At 69.3% G+C, this 19,275-nt stretch carries 19 protein-coding genes; 14 read left to right on the top strand and 5 right to left on the bottom strand.

The features are described 5' to 3' along the window. Positions 1–11: 11 nt before the first annotated feature. The 3 genes from E8D38_RS16890 to galE all read right to left on the bottom strand — a co-directional run bounded on the left by E8D38_RS16890 (position 12) and on the right by galE (position 2,541). Positions 12–668, bottom strand: a complete 657-nt coding sequence (locus E8D38_RS16890; RefSeq protein WP_140633448.1) for a hypothetical protein — start codon at positions 666–668, stop codon at positions 12–14. Continuing rightward, on the bottom strand, positions 665–1,024 hold the full coding sequence (locus E8D38_RS28330; protein ID WP_181179188.1) for a hypothetical protein: 360 nt from the start codon (positions 1,022–1,024) through the stop codon (positions 665–667). Before E8D38_RS28330 ends, E8D38_RS16890 begins: the two co-directional genes overlap by 4 nt. A gap of 491 nt (positions 1,025–1,515) precedes the next feature. Further along, entirely contained in the window at positions 1,516–2,541 is a 1,026-nt protein-coding gene (galE, locus tag E8D38_RS16900; protein WP_140633614.1) for a UDP-glucose 4-epimerase GalE, read from the bottom strand. A gap of 109 nt (positions 2,542–2,650) precedes the next feature. Here galE and E8D38_RS16905 point away from each other — a divergent pair, with 109 nt between their 5' ends. The 13 genes from E8D38_RS16905 (at position 2,651) to E8D38_RS16965 (ending at position 16,622) form a co-directional block, all read left to right on the top strand. Next, complete coding sequence (locus E8D38_RS16905; RefSeq protein ID WP_140633451.1) at positions 2,651–3,148, top strand: hypothetical protein; 498 nt, start codon at positions 2,651–2,653, stop codon at positions 3,146–3,148. 11 nt (positions 3,149–3,159) lie between these two features. Beyond that, a complete protein-coding gene (gene ubiB, locus E8D38_RS16910) occupies positions 3,160–4,731 on the top strand; it encodes a ubiquinone biosynthesis regulatory protein kinase UbiB (RefSeq protein ID WP_140633454.1) in 1,572 nt (523 codons plus the stop codon). Between the two features lie 106 nt (positions 4,732–4,837). After that, positions 4,838–6,289, top strand: a complete 1,452-nt coding sequence (locus E8D38_RS16915; RefSeq protein ID WP_140633457.1) for a high affinity choline transporter 1 — start codon at positions 4,838–4,840, stop codon at positions 6,287–6,289. A 105-nt stretch (positions 6,290–6,394) separates the two neighbouring features. Beyond that, positions 6,395–6,739, top strand: a complete 345-nt coding sequence (locus E8D38_RS16920; protein ID WP_140633460.1) for an FmdB family zinc ribbon protein — start codon at positions 6,395–6,397, stop codon at positions 6,737–6,739. Between the two features lie 24 nt (positions 6,740–6,763). Next, positions 6,764–7,444, top strand: a complete 681-nt coding sequence (locus tag E8D38_RS16925) for a DUF502 domain-containing protein (protein WP_140633463.1) — start codon at positions 6,764–6,766, stop codon at positions 7,442–7,444. Positions 7,445–7,574: 130 nt separating this feature from the next. Continuing rightward, positions 7,575–9,374, top strand: a complete 1,800-nt coding sequence (aspS, locus tag E8D38_RS16930) for an aspartate--tRNA ligase (protein ID WP_140633466.1) — start codon at positions 7,575–7,577, stop codon at positions 9,372–9,374. Between the two features lie 101 nt (positions 9,375–9,475). Then, positions 9,476–10,276 (top strand): CsgG/HfaB family protein, encoded by an 801-nt coding sequence (locus tag E8D38_RS16935; RefSeq protein WP_425462786.1) that lies wholly within the window; start codon positions 9,476–9,478, stop codon positions 10,274–10,276. A gap of 22 nt (positions 10,277–10,298) precedes the next feature. Further along, entirely contained in the window at positions 10,299–10,769 is a 471-nt protein-coding gene (gene nudB / locus E8D38_RS16940; RefSeq protein ID WP_140633472.1) for a dihydroneopterin triphosphate diphosphatase, read from the top strand. A 71-nt stretch (positions 10,770–10,840) separates the two neighbouring features. Then, a complete protein-coding gene (locus E8D38_RS16945; protein ID WP_140633475.1) occupies positions 10,841–11,638 on the top strand; it encodes an endonuclease/exonuclease/phosphatase family protein in 798 nt (265 codons plus the stop codon). A 13-nt stretch (positions 11,639–11,651) separates the two neighbouring features. After that, positions 11,652–12,950, top strand: coding sequence for a cardiolipin synthase ClsB (gene clsB / locus E8D38_RS16950; RefSeq protein ID WP_140633478.1), 1,299 nt, complete (start codon positions 11,652–11,654; stop codon positions 12,948–12,950). A 24-nt stretch (positions 12,951–12,974) separates the two neighbouring features. Further along, positions 12,975–14,015 (top strand): ligase-associated DNA damage response exonuclease, encoded by a 1,041-nt coding sequence (locus E8D38_RS16955; RefSeq protein WP_140633481.1) that lies wholly within the window; start codon positions 12,975–12,977, stop codon positions 14,013–14,015. 85 nt (positions 14,016–14,100) lie between these two features. Further along, positions 14,101–16,125, top strand: coding sequence for a S9 family peptidase (locus E8D38_RS16960; protein WP_246099540.1), 2,025 nt, complete (start codon positions 14,101–14,103; stop codon positions 16,123–16,125). Between the two features lie 20 nt (positions 16,126–16,145). Next, positions 16,146–16,622, top strand: coding sequence for a hypothetical protein (locus tag E8D38_RS16965; protein WP_140633484.1), 477 nt, complete (start codon positions 16,146–16,148; stop codon positions 16,620–16,622). 10 nt (positions 16,623–16,632) lie between these two features. Here the strand turns inward: E8D38_RS16965 and E8D38_RS28335 are convergent, their stop codons facing one another. Beyond that, entirely contained in the window at positions 16,633–16,806 is a 174-nt protein-coding gene (locus tag E8D38_RS28335; protein WP_181179190.1) for a hypothetical protein, read from the bottom strand. Positions 16,807–16,899: 93 nt separating this feature from the next. Here E8D38_RS28335 and E8D38_RS16970 point away from each other — a divergent pair, with 93 nt between their 5' ends. Next, entirely contained in the window at positions 16,900–18,627 is a 1,728-nt protein-coding gene (locus E8D38_RS16970) for an ATP-dependent DNA ligase (protein WP_140633487.1), read from the top strand. Here the strand turns inward: E8D38_RS16970 and E8D38_RS16975 are convergent. Next, positions 18,602–19,228, bottom strand: a complete 627-nt coding sequence (locus E8D38_RS16975) for a LysE family translocator (RefSeq protein WP_140633489.1) — start codon at positions 19,226–19,228, stop codon at positions 18,602–18,604. The two genes, E8D38_RS16970 and E8D38_RS16975, sit on opposite strands and share 26 nt — an antisense overlap. Positions 19,229–19,275: the final 47 nt, after the last annotated feature.

Raw genomic sequence — 19,275 nt, forward strand, 5'->3', positions numbered from 1 at the left:
GGGCAGGCCGCTTACTCGGCAGTCCTCAGGAACCAGAGGTTGCCGTCGTAGGTCGGGGCATACACCACGCCCTTGAGCTGCGGCACGTACAGGAAGCGGGACCACACGCCGTTGGTGGTGGCCGGTACCGCTCCGCCGCTGCTGGTGGACAGCTCGTCGACGTAGAAGGTCTGGGCGTTGATGCGATAGATGGTGCTGCCCGAGCCCTGCTTGCGCAGGAGGTAGGCGTCGAGCAAGGGGTCGTACACCATGCCGTTGCCGTCACCGGAGAGCGCGCTCGCGCCGGGACCCGTCAGCGTGACGGTCTGCGTGGTGTTGGTCGACAGGTTGTAGAAGCCGCGGTCGTTCGCATTGCCACCGAGCAGCAGGATGCGGTTGCGCTTGGTGTCCATTGCCGAGGCGGCGTACTGGCCGTACACCGCGGCGCTGTTCACCAGCGTCTGCCAGTTGTTGCTGGCATTGCTCCAGCGCATGACCTTCCAGCTGGCGAACATGTAGAGGTCGCCATTGGCCTTGTTCTCGGTGACGGCCGGGCAGGGGGTCGAACCGAGCTCGGAGGTTTCGTCCGGGTAAGTGCGGGCCGGATCCCAGTCGTTGGTGCCCAGGTTGAAGCCGTCGACGGTGCCGAGCATGTAGCCGTTGCCCCAGCGCGAGCCGCCCAGGATCATGACGCGGTTGCGGACCTGGTTGACGGTGGTGCCGTAGCGTCGGCGTAGTGGGTGCCGTTTTCGCGCACCTGGCTGGCGGGCGTGGCTGCACGCGGCTCCGTCCAACGGGGAACGTCGTCGGTCAGCTTGATGCGGTTGACCTCGTTGCCGGCGTAGTCGGTGTGCCCGCCGTTGGCCGCGGAATAGATGGAGCCGTCGCGGGTGTCGATCGCGAAGCCGTTCCAGGCGGTCACCTTGGATTGCGGACCGTAGCCCAGCCCGGGGTAGGTCTTGACCAGCATCGGGGCCGACGCCAGCGCGGAATTCGGGATCTGCTTCCACTCGCCCACGGCCATGCCCTTGCGCCACAGCGGCATCGAGCTCTCGGCAGGCGAAGGCGCCGGCGTCGGCACCGGGGTCGGTGCGGGCGTGGGGGCAGCCGTTGGAGCGGGAGTCGGCGCCGAGGTCGGCGCGGGCGTCGGTGTGGGCGCCTGCGTCGGGGCGGGCGTGGGGGTTGGCGCAGGGGTGGGCGTCGGGGCCAGGGTGGGTGTGGGCGTTACGCCGACGGGCGGGGGCGCATCACTGGCGGCATCTGCGCCGCCGCAGGCCTGCAATGCAGCCACGGCAGCGCTCAGAAGCGTCAAGGTACACAAACGATTCCCTGTCATGTTGTCCTGCCCAACGAATTGGTGGTGGGGCTCTTGGCCCGGAACGCCGCTTGCCGGCGCGAACGGGCCAGATCATCCCGTGTTCGGAGGGGCTACTTGTAACAGGACCACCCCAATGTCCGGGCGGCAGGTGACAAATGGTTGCAACTGCGCGTGGCAATCGCGAGAGTGTGTGAAGCGTTACACGCCAAGGACTTGGCTCAACCGGCCTGTTCGACGAAGCCGTGCGGGTTCGCCTCTTGCCAATGCCACGCGTCGGCGCACATCTGCGGCAGCCCCCGGCTGGCCGACCAGCCGAGCAGGCTGCGAGCCCGTGCCGGATCGGCGTAGCAGGCCGCCACGTCGCCGGGCCGCCGGCCCACGATCTGGTAGGGCACCCGGCGGCCACTGGCCGCTTCGAAGGCCTTCACGACGTCGAGCACGCTGTAGCCCTGGCCAGTGCCGAGGTTCACCGTGAGCGACTCGCCGCCGGCCAGCAGGTGGCGCAGCGCGGCGACGTGGCCCTCGGCCAGGTCCATGACGTGGATGTAGTCGCGCACGCCGGTGCCGTCGGGCGTGTCGTAGTCGCCGCCGAACACCTGCAGGTGGGCGCGCTTGCCGACCGCGACCTGGGTCACGTAGGGCATGAGGTTGTTGGGCACGCCGCGGGGGTCTTCGCCGATGGTGCCACTCGGGTGGGCCCCCACCGGATTGAAGTACCGAAGGTAAGCCACGCGCCAGGCCGGGTCGTTGCGCTCCACCTCGCGCAGCAGCTGCTCGCCCATCAGCTTGGTGGCGCCGTACGGATTGGTAGCGGCCAGCGGCGCGTCTTCGGTGATGGGCAGGCGTTCCGGCTGGCCGTACACCGTGGCCGAGGAGCTGAACACGAAGCGCGTGGCGCCATGCTCCTTCATCACCTGGGCCACGTTGATGAGTCCCCCGATGTTGTTGCGGAAGTACTCGATCGGCTTCTGGGTCGATTCGCCCACCGCCTTGTGCGCCGCGAAATGCACCACTGCGTCGATCGAATGGGCGGCGAAGACGCGCCGCATCGCCGGCGCATCGCAGACGTCGGCTTCCACGAACACCGGCTCACGCCCGGCCAGTGCAGCCAGGCGCCGCAGCACGAGCGGAGAACTGTTGGCGAAGTTGTCGACGCCGACCACTTCGTAGCCGGCGGCCTGCAGAGCAAGCCAGGTGTGCGAGCCGATGTAGCCGGTGGCGCCGGTGAGCAGGATGCAGGGCATGGAGGGAGTGATGGGCAGGGGAGTCGAATTCATTGTGGCAAACAAAGGTGGCGCGACCATGCCCTCCACACGAGGGGTAACAACCTCGGCTCCTACAATCGCGCCCACCATGCTCGACGACATCACCACCGCGCTGGGCCGTGCCGCCCTCGATCGCCTCACGCTGCTGATCAACCATGTGCTCGACGGCGAGCCGGCCGCCACCCAGCGCCTGCGCCCGCATGCCGGTCGCTGCATCGAGGTGGTGTGGCAGCAATGGCCGGCGCTCCTGCCGCGTCCGCCCCTGATGGTGTGGATGGTCACCCCGGCGGGGCTGCTCGAGCGGGTCGACCAGCCCGCCGGCACGGGCCTGAGCGTGGCGCTGCGCTTCGACGAGCTGCCGCGCTGGCTGGCCGCCGCCGCCCATAGCGGCGAACACCCGCCGATGGAGATCCACGGCGACGCCCAGTTCGCTGCCGACGTGAGCTGGCTGGCCGACAACGTGCGCTGGGACATCGAGGCCGACCTAGCGCGGGTGATCGGCGACGGGCCTGCCCACCAGATCGCACGCGTCGGCCGAGGGGCTCTCGAAGCGCTGCGGCGCTTCGTGGCCCGGCGCGGCAGTTGAAGGGCCCGGCGGTGGCCCATCTCCTGCGGCTCGTCTACATCGGCTTCATCTTCCTGCGCTACGGCCTGGACCAGCTGGCGCTGCACAGCCTGCGCCAGCCGTGGCTGCGGGTGCTGGCCCGCCTCGTCACCATCGGCCGCCGGCTCGACGCGCCGCGCGGCGAGCGCCTGCGCCGGGCACTGGAACGGTTGGGCCCCATCTTCGTGAAGTTCGGCCAGGTGCTGTCGACCCGCCGCGACCTGCTCCCTCCTGACCTCGCCGACGAGCTGGCCAGGCTGCAGGACCGCGTGCCGCCGTTCGAGGGCGCGCAGGCTGTGCGCATGGTGGAGCTGGCGTTCGGCCTGCCGCTGGCCGAGGTGTTCGAGAGCTTCGACACCGAGCCGGTCGCCAGTGCGTCGATCGCGCAGGTGCACTTCGCCGTGCTGAAGGACGGCCGCGAGGTGGCGGTGAAGGTGCTGCGGCCCGGCATGCTCAAGATCATCGACAACGACCTGGCGCTGCTGCGCACCGGCGCCGCCTGGATCGAGCGGGTGTCGGCCGACGCCCGCCGCCTGAAGCCGCGCGAAGTGGTGGCCGAGTTCGACAAGTACCTGCACGACGAGCTCGACCTGGTGCGCGAGGCTGCCAATGCGACGCAGCTGCGCCGCAACATGGAAGGGCTGCGCCTGGTCATGGTCCCCGAGATGATCTGGGAGCTGTGCACGCCCAACGTGCTGGTGATGGAGCGCATGAAGGGCGTGCCGATCAGCCAGCGCGCGCGCCTGGAGGCGGCTGGCGTCGACATCCCCAAGCTGGCGCGCGACGGCGTGACGATCTTCTTCACCCAGGTGTTCCGAGACGGCTTCTTCCATGCCGACATGCACCCGGGCAACATCCAGGTCAGTATCGAGCCGGCCACCTTCGGCCGCTACATCGCGCTGGACTTCGGGATCATCGGCACGCTCACCGAGTTCGACAAGGAATACCTGGCGCAGAACTTCATCGCCTTCTTCCGGCGCGACTACAAGCGGGTGGCCGAGCTGCACATCGAAAGCGGCTGGGTGCCGGCGGGCACGAGGGTCGACGAACTCGAAGGCGCGATCCGCGCCTGCTGCGAGCCGCACTTCGACCGGCCGCTGAAGGACATCTCGCTCGGCCAGGTGCTGCTGAGGCTGTTCCAGACGTCGCGCCGCTTCAACGTCGAGATCCAGCCGCAGCTCGTGCTGCTGCAGAAGACCTTGCTCAACGTCGAGGGTCTGGGCCGCCAGCTCGACCCGGAGCTCGACCTGTGGAGCACCGCCAAGCCCTTCCTGGAACGCTGGATGCACGAGCAGATCGGCTGGCGCGGCCTGGTCGAGCGGCTCAAGAACGAAGCGCCGCGCTACGCCAAGCTGCTGCCCGAGCTGCCCAGGCTGCTGCACGATGCCCTGCAGGCGCGCGCGCACCCGGTGCCACGGGGCCCCGACCCGCTGCTGGCCGCCTTGCTGCTCGAACAGCGACGCACCAACCGGCTGCTGCGGGCCCTGGTCTATGGCGGCCTGGGCTTCGTGCTGGGCTTCGCCGCCGTGCAGCTGTGGGGCCGCTTCCCGCTGTGGTGGCTCTGACGACAACCAGGGCCGGCCCCGGTTTTGCTTCGGCCCGATGTCGCGATAATCCCCGGTTACCGTTGGGAAAACGTCGTCCTTTTCTGAGCACCGAGGTCATGTCCGCATGAACACCACCCTGCTTGTCTTCGTCATCCTCTACCTGGTCGGCACCCTGGCCCTGGGCGTCTGGGCCGGCACCCGCATCAAGAGCACGGCCGACTTCGCGCTGGCCGGGCGCAGCCTGCCGCTGGTGATGATCATCACCACCACCTTCGCCACCTGGTTCGGCGCCGAAACCGTGATGGGCATCCCGGCCAAGTTCGTGCAGGGCGGGCTCAATGCCATCGTCGAAGACCCGTTCGGTGCCGGCACCTGCCTCATCCTGGTGGGCATGTTCTTCGCGGCCAGGCTTTACAAGATGAACCTGCTGACGATCGGCGACTTCTATCGCGAGCGTTTCGGCAAGGGCGTCGAGGTGTTCTGCTCGGTGGCCATCATCCTGAGCTACCTGGGGTGGGTGGCGGCGCAGATCACCGCCCTGGGCCTGGTGTTCAACGTGCTCTCGGCCGGCGAGATCTCCGAAACCACCGGCATGGTCGTGGGCACCATCGCCGTGCTCATCTACGTCGTGGTCGGCGGCTTCCTCGCGGTGGCCTGGACCGACTTCATCCAGATGATCGTGCTGGTGATCGGCCTGGCGGTGATCGCCATCTTCGCCAGCGACCTGGCCGGCGGCACGGGCAAGGTGGTCGAGGTGGCCACGTCGGCCAACCTGTTCAAGTTCTTTCCGGAGCCCTCGTTCAACGAGATCATGTTCTTCATCGCGGCGGCCATCACGATGATGCTGGGCAGCATCCCGCAGCAGGACGTGTTCCAGCGGGTGATGTCGGCCAAGGACGCCGACACCGCCAGCCGGGGCGCCATGATCGGCGGCTTCGCCTACATCCTGTTCGCCTTCGTGCCGATGTTCATCGTGTCGGCCGCGGTGGTGGTGATGGGCGACAGCGCGATGGAGCTGGCCAAGAACGACTACCAGAAGCTGCTGCCCAGCTTCATCATGACCCACATGCCGCTGGTGATGCAGATCCTGTTCTTCGGCGCGCTGCTGTCGGCCATCAAGAGCACGTCGTCCGCCACGCTGCTGGCACCGTCGACCAGCTTCGTCGAGAACATCCTGCGCAACCTCTATCCGAACATGACCGATCGGCAGCGCCTGCTTTCCATGCGCATCACGATCTTCCTGTTCTCGGTGATGGTGCTGGTCTACGCCATCGCGATGAAGGGCACGTCGATCTACGACCTGGTGTCGTCGGCCTACCAGGTCACGCTGGTCGGGGCCTTCGTGCCGCTGGTGATGGGGCTGTACTGGAAGCGCGCCACCACCCAGGGCGCAGTCCTGTCCATCGTGATGGGCATCGTCACCTGGCTGCTGTTCTTCCCGCAGGTCACCACCTGGGGCGAAAGCTTCCCGGGGCAGCTGGCCGGGCTGATCGCGGCGTTCGCCGGCATGCTGGCCGGCTCGCTGCTGCCGCAGCTGGTGCCCAACCATCACAACCGGGCGCCGCACCTGGCCTGAGCGTCATGGGCGGCGCGTGACTTCCTGCGCGCCGCTTGAAATGGCGCGCAGCCGTCCCGATCTGTGCCCACCTATAATTTCACCTTTTAAATCAAGGGCTTAGCCATGCCGATCTACGCATACCGCTGTGAGTCGTGCGGCCACGCGCAGGACGTGCTCCAGAAGATCTCCGACCCGGTGCTGACCGCCTGCCCCTCGTGCAAGGCCGAAAGCTTCAAGAAGCAGCTCACCGCCGCCGGGTTCCAGCTGAAGGGTTCGGGCTGGTACGTGACCGACTTCCGCAATGGCAGTTCGGGCAACAGCAGCAGCACGAGCGGCAGCAGCGGCTCGGCCGCCAAGCCCGCCGACGCGCCGGCGCCAGCCCCCGCGGCCAGCGCCGACGGTGGCGGTGGCAGCACCACCTCGAGCGGCGGCGGCACGGCTTGCGGCGGTTCCTGTGCCTGCCACTGAGCCCGGCAGCTCCCAAGGACATCAGTGAAGAAATACATCATCGCCGGCCTGCTGGTCTGGCTGCCGCTGGCGATCACCATCTGGGTGCTGAGCTGGGTCCTGGGCCTGGCCGACGGTGTGTTCGACGGGCTGCTGCGCGTGCTGCAGGCGGTGCTGCCGGCCGGTGCCGCGCCTGCGCTCGAGCGCCTGCAGCGCGTGCCCGGCCTGGGTGCGGTGCTGGTGCTGCTGGGCATGCTGCTCACCGGCATGTTCGTCACCAACATGTTCGGCCAGTGGTGGCTCGTGCGCTGGAACCGGCTGCTCAACAACATCCCGATCGTCAAGTCGGTCTACAGCTCGGTGAAGCAGGTGAGCGACACCTTGTTCTCCAGCAGCGGGCAGGCGTTTCGCGAGGCGGTGCTCGTCCAGTACCCGCGCAACGGCTCCTGGACCATTGCCTTCGTCACTGGCCGCCCCGGGGGGGAGGTGGCAAACTACCTGCACGCCGAGGACTACCTCAGCCTCTACGTCCCCACCACCCCCAACCCCACGTCCGGCTTCTTCCTCATGGTTCCGCGCGCCGATGTCATCAAGCTCGACATGAGCGTGGACGAAGCGCTGAAGTACATCATCTCGATGGGCGTGGTGGCGCCGCGCTACGAGCCGCCCCCGCCGGCGCTGGAGCCGGTGGCCGCCCAGGCCGACGGGCGAAATCTCGGGGGCTGAACGCCCGGCACGCGTTCAGTCCTGAGGGCTTGCGAAACAGCTCCCGGCGCGCCGCACACAATCGACCGCTCGACGCTTCTGCCTCACTCGAAGCGCGGGCCCCATCAAAAGAATTCCTGGAGTGATCCCGATGCGAACCACCTACTGCGGCCTCGTCAGCGAAACGCTGATGGGCGAAACCGTCACCCTCATGGGCTGGGCCCACCGCCGCCGCGACCATGGCGGCGTGATCTTCATCGACCTGCGCGACCGTGAAGGCCTGGTGCAGGTCGTCTGCGACCCCGACCGTCCCGAGATGTTCAAGACGGCCGAGGGCGTGCGCAACGAGTTCGTGCTCAAGGTGGTCGGCAAGGTGCGCCCGCGCCCGGCCGGCACCGAAAACGCCAACCTCACCAGCGGCAAGATCGAAGTGCTGTGCCATGAGCTCGAGGTGCTCAACGCCAGCGTGACGCCGCCGTTCCAGCTCGACGACGAGAACCTGTCGGAAACCACGCGGCTCACGCACCGCGTGCTGGACCTGCGCCGCCCGTACATGCAGAAGAACCTCATGCTGCGCTACCGCGTGGCCATGGAGGTGCGCAAGTTCCTCGACGCCAACGGCTTCGTCGACATCGAGACGCCCATGCTCACCAAGAGCACGCCCGAGGGCGCGCGCGACTACCTCGTGCCCAGCCGCGTGCACGACGGCCACTTCTTCGCGCTGCCGCAGAGCCCGCAGCTGTTCAAGCAGCTGCTCATGGTGGCCGGCTTCGACCGCTACTACCAGATCACCAAGTGCTTCCGCGACGAGGACCTGCGCGCCGACCGCCAGCCCGAGTTCACCCAGATCGACATCGAGACCAGCTTCCTCGGTGAAGAGGAGATCCGTGGCCTCACCGAGGGCATGATCCGCATGGTGTTCCGCAACGTGATGGGCGTGGAGCTGCCCGGCTACCCGGTGATGAAGTACGCCGACGCGATGCACAAGTACGGCTCCGACAAGCCGGACCTGCGCGTCAAGCTCGAGTTCACCGAACTCACCGACGTCATGAAGGACGTCGACTTCAAGGTGTTCTCGACGCCGGCCACCATGAAGGGCGGCCGCGTGGCCGCCCTGCGCGTGCCCGGCGGCGGCGAGATGAGCCGCGGCGAGATCGACGGCTACACCGAGTTCGTCAAGATCTACGGCGCCAAGGGCCTGGCCTGGGTCAAGGTCAACGACGCGGCCAAGGGCCGCGAGGGCCTGCAGAGCCCCATCGTGAAGAACCTGCACGATGCGGCCATCGCCGAGATCCTGGCGCGCACCGGCGCGTGCAACGGCGACCTCATCTTCTTCGGCGCCGACAAGGCCAAGGTGGTGAACGACGCACTGGGCGCCCTGCGCGTGAAGGTGGGCCACAGCGAGTTCGGCCGCGCCAACGGCCTCTTCGAGGACAAGTGGGCGCCGCTGTGGGTGGTGGACTTCCCGATGTTCGAGTACGACGAGGACGAGGGCCGCTGGAACGCGGTGCACCACCCGTTCACCGCGCCCAAGGACGGGCACGAGGACCTGATGGACACCGCGCCCGACCAGTGCATCGCCAAGGCCTACGACATGGTGCTCAACGGCTGGGAGCTCGGCGGCGGTTCGGTGCGCATCCACCGCGCCGAAGTGCAGAGCAAGGTGTTCTCGGCGCTCAAGATCGGTCCCGAGGAGGCGCAGCTCAAGTTCGGCTTCCTGCTCGACGCGCTGCAGTACGGCGCGCCGCCGCACGGCGGCCTGGCCTTCGGCCTGGACCGTCTGGTCACGTTGATGACCAAGGCCGAGTCCATCCGCGACGTGATCGCCTTCCCGAAGACCCAGCGCGCCCAGTGCCTGCTGACGCATGCGCCGAGCCCGGTCGACGAGAAGCAGCTGCGCGAGCTGCACATCCGCCTGCGCAATCCCCAAGGGGTGGGGGGCGCGGCCTGACGGAAGCCACCGCGGCGCTGGCATCATCCGCCGGCGCTCGCTGCCTCCCACCGAAAGGGCTGCCGGGTGCAGCCCTTTTTCCTGGGAGAGGAATCATGCGCATGCGTCACCTTGTCGTTCCCGCCGCCGTGGTGCTGGCTGCCGTGCTGCAGGCCGGCTGCGGCGAGAAGAAGACCGAGCTGGGCGAGGGCGGCTCGGTGGTCTCGGGTTCCGCCGGCCCGGCCGGTGCGCAGGCCGCCTCGAAGGACCTGGTGCGCTGCGACGGGCCGGTGGCCACGCTGGCGCTGGCCGAGAACCCCAACGGCTACACCATGACCAACAGCTACCAGCTGCCCGCCTCGCCGGTGCCGCTGGTCAAGCTGATCGCACAGCAAAGCGGCTGCTTCCGCGTGGTCGATCGGGCCGCCGGGCTGCGCAGCACGCTCCAGGAACAGGAACTCAAGGAATCCGGCGTGCTGCGAAAGCAGGGCAACACGGTGGCCAAGGGCAAGGGCTACGAGGCGCAGTACACGCTGGTGCCCAGCCTCACCTTCAGCGAGCAGGACGCAGGCCGGGGGCTGGGCGGCGTGATCGCCATGATCCCGGTCCTGCGCGACATCGCCGGCCTGGCCGGCGTGGTGGAGCAGGTGAAGTTCAAGGAAGCGCAGGTGGCCCTGCTGCTCACCGACAACGAAACCACCGAACAGCTGGCCGCGGCCACCGGCTCGGCCAAGACCACCGACCTGGGCGTGGGCGGCCTCGTGCTCGGCAAGCTGGGCGGCGCCGGCGGCGTGGGCTGGAGCAACACCAACGAAGGCAAGGTGATCGCCGCGGCCTTTTTCGATGCGCACAACAAGCTCGTCACGCAGGTGCGCCAGCTGCAGGCCAAGGAGCTGCCGCCGGCGGTGGCGGTCAAGCCCTGAGGCTTGCGACGGCAAAGGACCCATGCGCCCGCCCAAGATCCCCGAATCCGTGCTGGTGGTGATCCACACCGCCGAGCTCGAGGTGCTGCTCATCGAGCGTGCCGACAGGCCGGGCTACTGGCAGAGCGTCACCGGCTCGAAGGACCGCATCGACGAGCCGCTGACTGAAACCGCGGTGCGCGAAGTGCTCGAGGAAACCGGCATCCGCGTCGGCAGCGCCGAGGTGCCGCTGGACCGGCTGCGCGACTGGCAGCTGTCGAACGTCTACGAGATCTATCCGGTGTGGCGCCATCGCTATGCCGAGGGCGTGACCCACAACACCGAGCATGTGTTCGGCCTGCGGGTGCCGCGCGACATCCCCGTCGTGCTGGCGCCGCGCGAGCACCTGCAGCATGTGTGGCTGCCCTACCGGGAAGCGGCCGACCGGTGCTTCTCGCCGTCGAATGCCGAGGCGGTGCTGCAGCTGCCCAACTTCCTGTCGTCCGACAGCTGAGCCCGGCCGGAATCGGCGAAGATCGCGCCTGGCTCCCATTCGCGTTGACCGGCCCCAGTCGCTCGCAGGCCATGAATCCCCTCCATTCGTCGCTGCTGCCGCCCTCCGACCACACGTCCACGCTGCTGCGTGTGGCCACCTACAACATCCACAAGGGCGTGCGCGGTGTCGGGCCGGGCAAGCGGCTGGAGATCCACAACCTGGGGCTGGGCGTCGAGGCGCTCGACGCCGACCTCGTGTTCCTGCAGGAAGTGCGCAGCTTCCACCACCGCGATGCGCGGCAGTTCGACCGCACCTCGTTCGGCTGGCCCAAGGTCGGCCAGGCCGAATACCTCGCCCCTGAAGGCTACGAGGTGGCCTACCGCACCAACGCCTTCACCCGCGGCGGCGAACACGGCAACGCGCTGCTGTCGCGCTGGCCGGTGGGCGACATCGGCCACTTCGACGTGTCCGACCACCGCTTCGAGCAGCGCGGCCTGCTGCACGTGCCGGTGCAGTGGCACGGTGTCGAGATCCACGCCATCGTGTGCCACTTCGGGCTCATCCATTCGAGCCGGGTGCGCCAGGCCGACCGGCTGGCGGCCTATATCAAGGCCAACGTGCCCAAGCGCGCGCCGCTCATCGTGGCCGGCGACTTCAACGACTGGGGCGAAAAGCTCGACGGGCCGATGAAGCTGAACGGCCTGCACCGCGCCACCGCCCCCGACGGCCACCGGCCGCTCACCTACCCGTCGCGGGTGCCGGTGTTTTCGCTCGACCGCGTCTACACCCGCGGGCTGCGCTGCGTTTCCACCTTCGTGCCGCGCGGCAACGCGTGGGCGCGCATGTCGGACCACCTGCCGCTGGTGGCCGAGCTCGACCTCGCATGAGGCAGGGGTGTCGATGAGTTCGACGGGCCCGCGCGACGACGAGGAGCCCGCCCCGTCGGCCTTGTCCTGGTACGTGATGCCGCGCGCCGTGTTCACCGGCGGCAACGAGGTCGCGCTGCTGCGCGGCGGTGACGAGCTGTTCGCCGCCATGGGTCGCGCCATCGTGTCGGCGCGCCACGAGATCTGGCTGGCCACCTACATCTTCAATGACGACCCCACGGCCATGGCCATGGTGCAGGCCCTGCTGGCCGCCGCGGCCCGCGGCGTGCGCGTGCGGGTGGTGATCGACGGTTTCGGCTCGATGCGCTCGCTGCCGGCGGTGCTCAACAGCCTGCGCGAGGGTGGTGTCGGCGTCGCGGTGTTCCGCCCGGTACACGGCTGGTGGAGCTGGCTGCTGCCCGGGCAGCTGCGGCGGCTGCACCAGAAGCTGTGCGTGGTGGACGGCGACGTCGGCTTCGTGGGCGGCATCAACATCATCGACGACCGCTACGACCTGCGCCACGGCTGGAGCGAGACGCCGCGGCTCGATTACGCGGTGCGGGTGCGCGGCCCGGTCGTCGCGCCCATCGAGCAGACGGCCCGCGCGATGTGGTCGCGCGCCTGGTTCGGCCGCGACTGGCGCGACGAGATCCGCGCGCTCGCCCGCAGCGCCAAGCCGGTGGCGCGTGCCCGGCGGCTGCTGCGCAGGCTGCGGGCGGCTCGGTGGCGCGACCTGCCGCCGGGCGCCGGCGACACGCGGCCCATGCGCACCGCCTTCGTCGTGCGCGACAACCTGCGCCAGCGTCGCACCATCGAGCGCAGCTACATCGACGCCATCCGCAGCGCCCGCGCCCGGGTCGACCTCGTGTCGCCGTACTTCTACCCCGGCCAGGCCTTCCGGCGTGCCTTGCGCAGCGCCGCCCGGCGCGGCGTGCGCGTGCGGCTGCTGCTGCAGGGCCAGTGGGACTACCGCTTCGCCGCCGTCGCCGCGCAGGCGCTGTATGCCGAGCTGCTGGGCCATGGGGTGCACATCTACGAATACACGCCGGCCTTCCTGCATGCCAAGGTGGCACTCGTCGACAAGGAGTGGGCCACCGTGGGCAGCTCCAACATCGACCCCCTGTCGCTGCTGGTCAACCTCGAAGCCAACGTGGTGGTGCGCGACCGCGGCTTCGTCGCGCGCCTGGGCGAAGAGATCGACACCGCCATCGCGGCCTCGCGTGAAGTCACCCTCACCGACGTGGGCGTGCGCCTGGGCCTGCTGCACCGCGGCTTCGTGGCCTGGTGCGCCCGGGTGTACCTGCGCGTGGCCGGCGCCACCGGGCGGTATTGATGGACCACCCACCCGGTTGTTGCCATGCCTGAGATCGACCTCGTGGTCGAGCGTCCGCAGGGACTCTACTGTCCGGCGGGCGACTTCCACATCGACCCGTGGCAGCCGGTGTCGCGCGCGGTGATCACCCATGCGCATGCCGACCATGCGCGTGTCGGCCATGGGCACTACCTCGCGTCGGCCCAGAGCGAAGGCGTGTTGCGGGCCCGCCTGGGCGGGGACATCACGCTGCAGGTGCTGGCCTGGGGCGAGTCGATCGAGCACAACGGCGTGCGCATCAGCCTGCATCCGGCGGGCCATGTGCTCGGCTCGGCCCAGGTGCGGCTCGAGCATGCGGGCCGCGTGTGGGTGGTGTCGGGCGACTACAAGCTCGAGATCGATGCGACCTGCACGCCGTTCGAGCCGGTGCGCTGCGACTGCTTCATCACCGAATCGACCTTCGGCCTGCCGATCTACCGCTGGCAGCCGCAGGCCGAGGTGTTCGGCGACATCAACGCCTGGTGGCGCGCCAATGCGGCCGCCGGCCGGCCCAGCCTCCTGATGGGCTACAGCTTCGGCAAGGCGCAGCGCATCCTGGCCGGCATCGACCCGGACATCGGCCCGATCGTCGTGCATGGCGCGGTGGAGCCGTTGAACCGCGCCTACCGGCAGGCCGGCGTGGCCTTGCCGCCCACGCGGCTGGCGAGCGAGGTCACCGACAAGGCGCTCTTCAAGACGGCGCTGGTGGTGGCGCCGCCCAGCGTGCACGGCAGCCCGTGGACGCGCCGCTTCGCCGATGCGAGCGATGCCTTCGCCAGCGGCTGGATGCGACTGCGCGGCGCGCGGCGTCGCCGCGGCGTGGACCGCGGCTTCGTGCTGAGCGACCATGCCGACTGGCCGGGGCTCATGCAGGCCATACGCCACAGCGGTGCCGAGCGGGTGATCGTCACCCACGGCTACGAGGCCGTGATGGTGCGCTGGCTGCAGCAGCAGGGCCTGCAGGCAGGCGCGTTTCGCACCGAATACGGCGACGAGGCACTGGAGCAGCTGGCTGCCGACCCGGCACCGGCTGACCCGGCCGACTAGCATTCGGCGCACAATGCCCCGGCCCTTATCGGGGCGTCCTCGTCGATTCCTTTGCCCATCCGCCAGGGAGACCTGCTTGAACACCATGCTTTCCCGTGCCGCAGCCCGCGGCGTCGTTGCCTTCACCTTGCTGGCCGCCGGCGCCGCCGCATTCGCGCAGGCCAGCGCCCCCGCACCCGCCAAGCCCGGCAGCTACAGCGGCCTGGGGGCCGGCTCGGTGCCCGCCGAAGTGCTGGCGCGTTTCCGGCCTGCCGCCTTGCCCGAAGCGATCTCGCAGCGCATCCAGTCGCTGCTCGACCTGCGGGCCCCGGGCGCGGGCGTGCTGTCGCCCGACGGCAAGCGCCTGTTCTTCACCTGGCGCGTCACCGGGGTCGACCAGGTCTGGCGCCTCGACGGACCGTCCAGCTTCCCGCAGCAGCTCACCGGCGGCGAGGACCGCACCACCGTGCAGGCCGTGTCGCCCGACGGGCGCTGGGTGGCGCTAGAGCGCGACCGCAAGGGTGAAGAGAACCCGGGCGTGTACCTGCAGGCCGCCGATGGCGGGCCGCTGCGGGAGGTGCAGCACAAGCGCGGCGTGCAGACCGAGTTCCAGGGCTTCTCTCGCGACGGCCGTGCGCTGTACTACGTGGCCAACGACGTGCGACCCGACTCCTATGCGCTGTACCGGCACGACATTGCAAGCGGCCGCAGCGAACGGCTGCTCGATGCGCAAGGCTTCTGGCGGGTCGGCGAAGTCGGTCCGGCCGGCAGGCTGCTGCTCGTCAAGGTGCCCGGGTCGCAGGCGCGCGAGTGGTTCGTGTTCGACGAAGCGACACGGCAGCTCACGCCGGTCATCGGCCAGGGCGAAACCGAGATCTACACCGTGGCCTTCGGTGTACGCGACGGCGAGTACTTCGTCGCCACGCCCAAGCTCACCGGCGTAAGCCGGCTGTACCGCTTGCGTGCCGGCGGCGAGCTGCAGCCGCTGGCGGCCGGCGAATCGTCGCAATGGGAAGTCGAAAGCTTCAAGCTCGACGAGGCACGCGAGCGCCTGTACGTGTCGGTCAACGAAGCCGGCTACACGCGTTCGAAGGCGTATGACGCACGCACCGGCAAGCCGCTGGCGCTGCCGTGGCCGAGCGGCGCCGAGCACGAGCTGATCGGCAGCACCACGCCCAACGGCCGCTGGCTGGTGCTGGGCGCGGGCCTGCCGGACCGGCCGCGCGAGAGCTTCGTGTGGGACTGGAAGACCCGCCAGCTCACCCGCTGGGTCGTTCCCTCGGTGCCCGAGCTGGACAGCAAGGCCTTCGTGGCGGCCAGGCTCGAAAGCTATCCGGCACGCGACGGCACCCAGATCCCGATGTTCGTGCGGCGCAGCGCGCAGTGCGCGGCAGCCGCCACGCCCTGCCCGGTGATCGTGCACTTCCATGGCGGCCCCGAAGCGCAGACGCGGCCGGGCTTCTCGCCGATCTGGCAGCTCTTCATCGATGCCGGCTTCGTGGTCGCCGAACCCAACGTGCGCGGCTCGTCCGGCTACGGCAAGGCCTGGCTCGATGCCGACAACGGGCCGAAGCGCCTGCAGGTCGTCACCGACATCGAAGACGCGGCGCTGCACATCCGCCGCGCCTGGGCCAAGGGCGGCGTCGCGCCCAAGGTCGGCGTCTACGGCGGCAGCTACGGCGGCTATTCGGTGCTGTATGCGATGACGCGCTTCGCCGGGGCCTACGACGCGGGCGTGTCCAACGTCGGCATTGCCAACCTGCTCACCTTCCTGGAAAACACCGCGCCGTATCGCCGCGCGCTGCGCATCACCGAATACGGCGACCCGCTGAAGGACCGCGAGGCGCTGATCCAGCTGTCGCCCACGACCCACGTGGCGCAGCTGAAGGCTCCGCTGCTCATCGTGCAAGGCGCCAACGACCCCCGCGTGCCGGTGGGCGAGTCGCTGCTGATGCACGAGGCCGCCGTCTCGCGCGGCGTGCCGGTGGAGCTGATGATCTTTGCCGACGAAGGCCACGGCGCATCGAGCCGCGGCAACCAGGCCCTGCAATTCGGCCATGCGCTGCGCTTTTTCCAGCAGCACCTCAAGGGAGCCGGCACCGCGCTGGCGACCAGCGGCAAGGTGGAATGACGCAGGGCCGGCACGCCATCATGGCTTCCGCGCTTGCCGCCGCCGCTGCCAGGCTCAGCACGACCTACGCGCCCGGTGTGTGGATCGGCGCGGTGCGCCGGGCCTTCGACGCCGATGCCCATGGACATCACCCGCCGCACTTCCTCGTGGCGCTGTGGGAGCCGCTGCCGGCAGGGCAGCCGCTGCTGCCGCGCTGGCCGGCGGTGGCTGCGATCGCCTCGCCCGATGCGAATGCCGCGCTGCTCGAACTGGTGCGACACCTGCCGGCCGGCGCCCGGGTGTGGCTGTGCGACACGGTGGTCGACTGGGCCCTGATCAGCGAGATCGTCCTGCGAAGCGACCGCAACCTGGAGCCGCATCACCGCGCCGGGCTGGCGGCCTTCGCCCAGGGCTGCCGCGACGCCGATGCCTCGCGCATCGAGCGCGAGTACACCGACCGCGAGCCGGGCTTCGAGCGCTTCCGCGACGGGCTGCTCGGGCCCGACCCCGGCCACTGAACGCAACGCGTCAGGCGGAAGGATCCTTGCCGCGCGTGCGCGTCACGCCGGTCACGATGCCCAGGCCGATGAGGATGACGGCGGCGATGCCGACGTAGAGGCTGGGCACGCCCATCTCCACCAAGGCCCAGGCCACGCCTCCAACGAAGATGGCAAAGCCGATCAAATACAGTGCGAACGACATGCGGGTCTCCTGCATCCGGCGCGCGTCATGCTGCCGCGCCGCCTCTTCGCATGTGGGCAAGCACCGTTCCGGCGGGCCCCTGTGCTGCGGCAGATGAAACGCTTTTCACACCTGTACACCGAGCTCGACGCCACCACCTCCACCAACGACAAGGTGGCGGCGCTGCAGCGCTACTTCGCGAGCGCGGCGGCTGAAGACGCTGCCTGGGCGGTGTACTTCCTCGCCGGCGGCAAGCCGCGCCAGGTGGTGCCGACCGCCGTGCTGCGCGGGCTCGCCTGCCAGGCCGCAGGCATCGACGACTGGCTGTTCGAAGAGAGCTACCAGGCCGTGGGCGACCTCGCCGAGACGATTGCCCATGTGCTGCCGCCGCCCGAGGGCGACAGCGACGAAGGCCTGGCCGCCTGGATCGAGCAACGGCTGCTGCCGCTGCGCGGCACCTCGCCGCAGGAACAGGCCGAGGCCATCGTGCGCTACTGGAACGAGCTCGACTGGCACGGCCGCTTCCTGCTCACCAAGCTCATCGGCGGCGGCTTCCGGGTGGGCGTGAGCCGGCTGCTGGTGGTGCGTGCGCTCGCAGCGCATGCCGGGCTCGACGCCAAGATCGTGGCCCAGCGCATGATGGGCTACACCGACGGCAAGGCGGCGCCCGGCCCGCAACGCTATCTCGCGCTGCTGTCGCACGAAGCCGACCTGGAGCGCGACGCCGGCCAGCCGTATCCGTTCTTCCTCGCCCACCAGCTCGAATCCATGGCGCCGGATGCCATGGCCGCCAAGCTGGGCGACGCGGCCGGCTGGCTGGTGGAATGGAAGTACGACGGCATCCGCGCGCAGCTGGTCAAGCGGGGCGGCCAGGTGTGGGTGTGGTCGCGCGGCGAGGAGCTGGTGACCGAACGCTTTCCCGAGGTGGTGGCGCTCGGCGCGGCGCTGCCCAACGGCACGGTGCTCGACGGCGAGATCCTCGTGTGGAAGGACGACAGGCCCGCGCCGTTTGCCCTGCTGCAGCAGCGCATCGGCCGCAAGACGCTCACGAAGAAGGTGCTGGCCGATGCGCCGGTCACCTTCATGGCCTACGACGTGCTGGAGTGGCAGGGCGTCGACGTGCGCGGCATGCCGCAGCGCGAGCGCCGGTCCCTGCTCGAAGGCATCGTGGCCGGCGCGAGCCCCATGCCGGTCTCGCCGCTGCAGCAGCGCGCGGGCGGCTGGGCGGAGCTCGCCGCCTTGCGCGAGGAATCTCGCGAGCGAGGAGTCGAAGGCTTCATGCTCAAGCACCATGCGGCGGGCTATGGCGTGGGCCGCACCAAGGCGGAAGGCACCTGGTGGAAGTGGAAGATCGACCCGATGAGCGTGGACTGCGTGCTCATCTATGCACAGCGCGGCCATGGCCGGCGCGCCAGCCTCTACACCGACTACACCTTCGCGGTGTGGAGCCGTACGCCGCGCGACGAAGCCGAGGCGGCCGAGGTGGTGGCGGCCATTGAACGGCGTGACCCGCCCGCGCCTGGCGCGCTGCAGCTGGTGCCCTTCGCCAAGGCCTATTCGGGCCTCACCGACGAGGAATTCCGCGAGATCGACCGCGTGATCCGCAACACCACGCTCGAGAAATTCGGCCCGGTGCGCAGCCTGAAACCCACCCTCGTGTTCGAGCTGGGCTTCGAGGGCATCAACCGCAGCAGCCGCCACAAGAGCGGCATCGCGGTCAGGTTCCCGCGCATGCTGCGCATCCGCCACGACAAGCCGCTGCACGAGGCCGACACGCTCGCGAGCCTGGAGGCATTGATCACCTCGGGAGCGCCGCTCACTGCAGGCCCTGCCACGCGGTGAAGGCCGCGGTGCCGATCAGCAGCACGGCCACCACCCGCAGCATCAGCCGCTGCGATCCGGCGTCCGATTCCAGCCAGCGACGGCTGCGTGCCGCCAGCAGGGCGAGCGAACCGTAGACGCCGGCCTGGGTGGCGGCGGTGATGACGGCGAGCGCTGCCGCCTGCCACCATACCGAGCCGCGCTCGGGGTGCACGAACTGCGGCACCACCGCCAGCGTGAACAGGTAGGCCTTCGGATTGAGCAGGCTGGTCAGCATGGCCCCGCGGAACGCGCTGGCCGGCGATGCCTGCGCCGGCGAGCCCAGCTCCAGCGCACCGGCCGGAGCGCGCCACAGGCTGACGCCGATCCAGGCCACGTACAGGGCACCGGCCAGCAGCATGAAGGTGAAGAGCCCGGGCACGAGCTGCAGCACCAGCGCCACGCCGAGCACGCCCATCGCCATGTGGCACAGGCCGCCGGCCATCGTGCCCACCACCGCGGCCATGCCGGCGCGCCGCCCGCCGGCGAGCGTGTTGCCCAGCACGAAGGCCATGTCCATGCCGGGCAGCACGATGATGCCGAACACCAGCGCAAAGTAGACGGCCAGTTCGCCTGCCTGCATGGGTCACCTCGAAACGTTCAGTGGAGAGGGTTCGCAGCGTAGGACCG

The organism is Methylibium rhizosphaerae (assembly GCF_006386545.1).
GTDB lineage: Bacteria > Pseudomonadota > Gammaproteobacteria > Burkholderiales > Burkholderiaceae_C > Pseudorivibacter > Pseudorivibacter rhizosphaerae.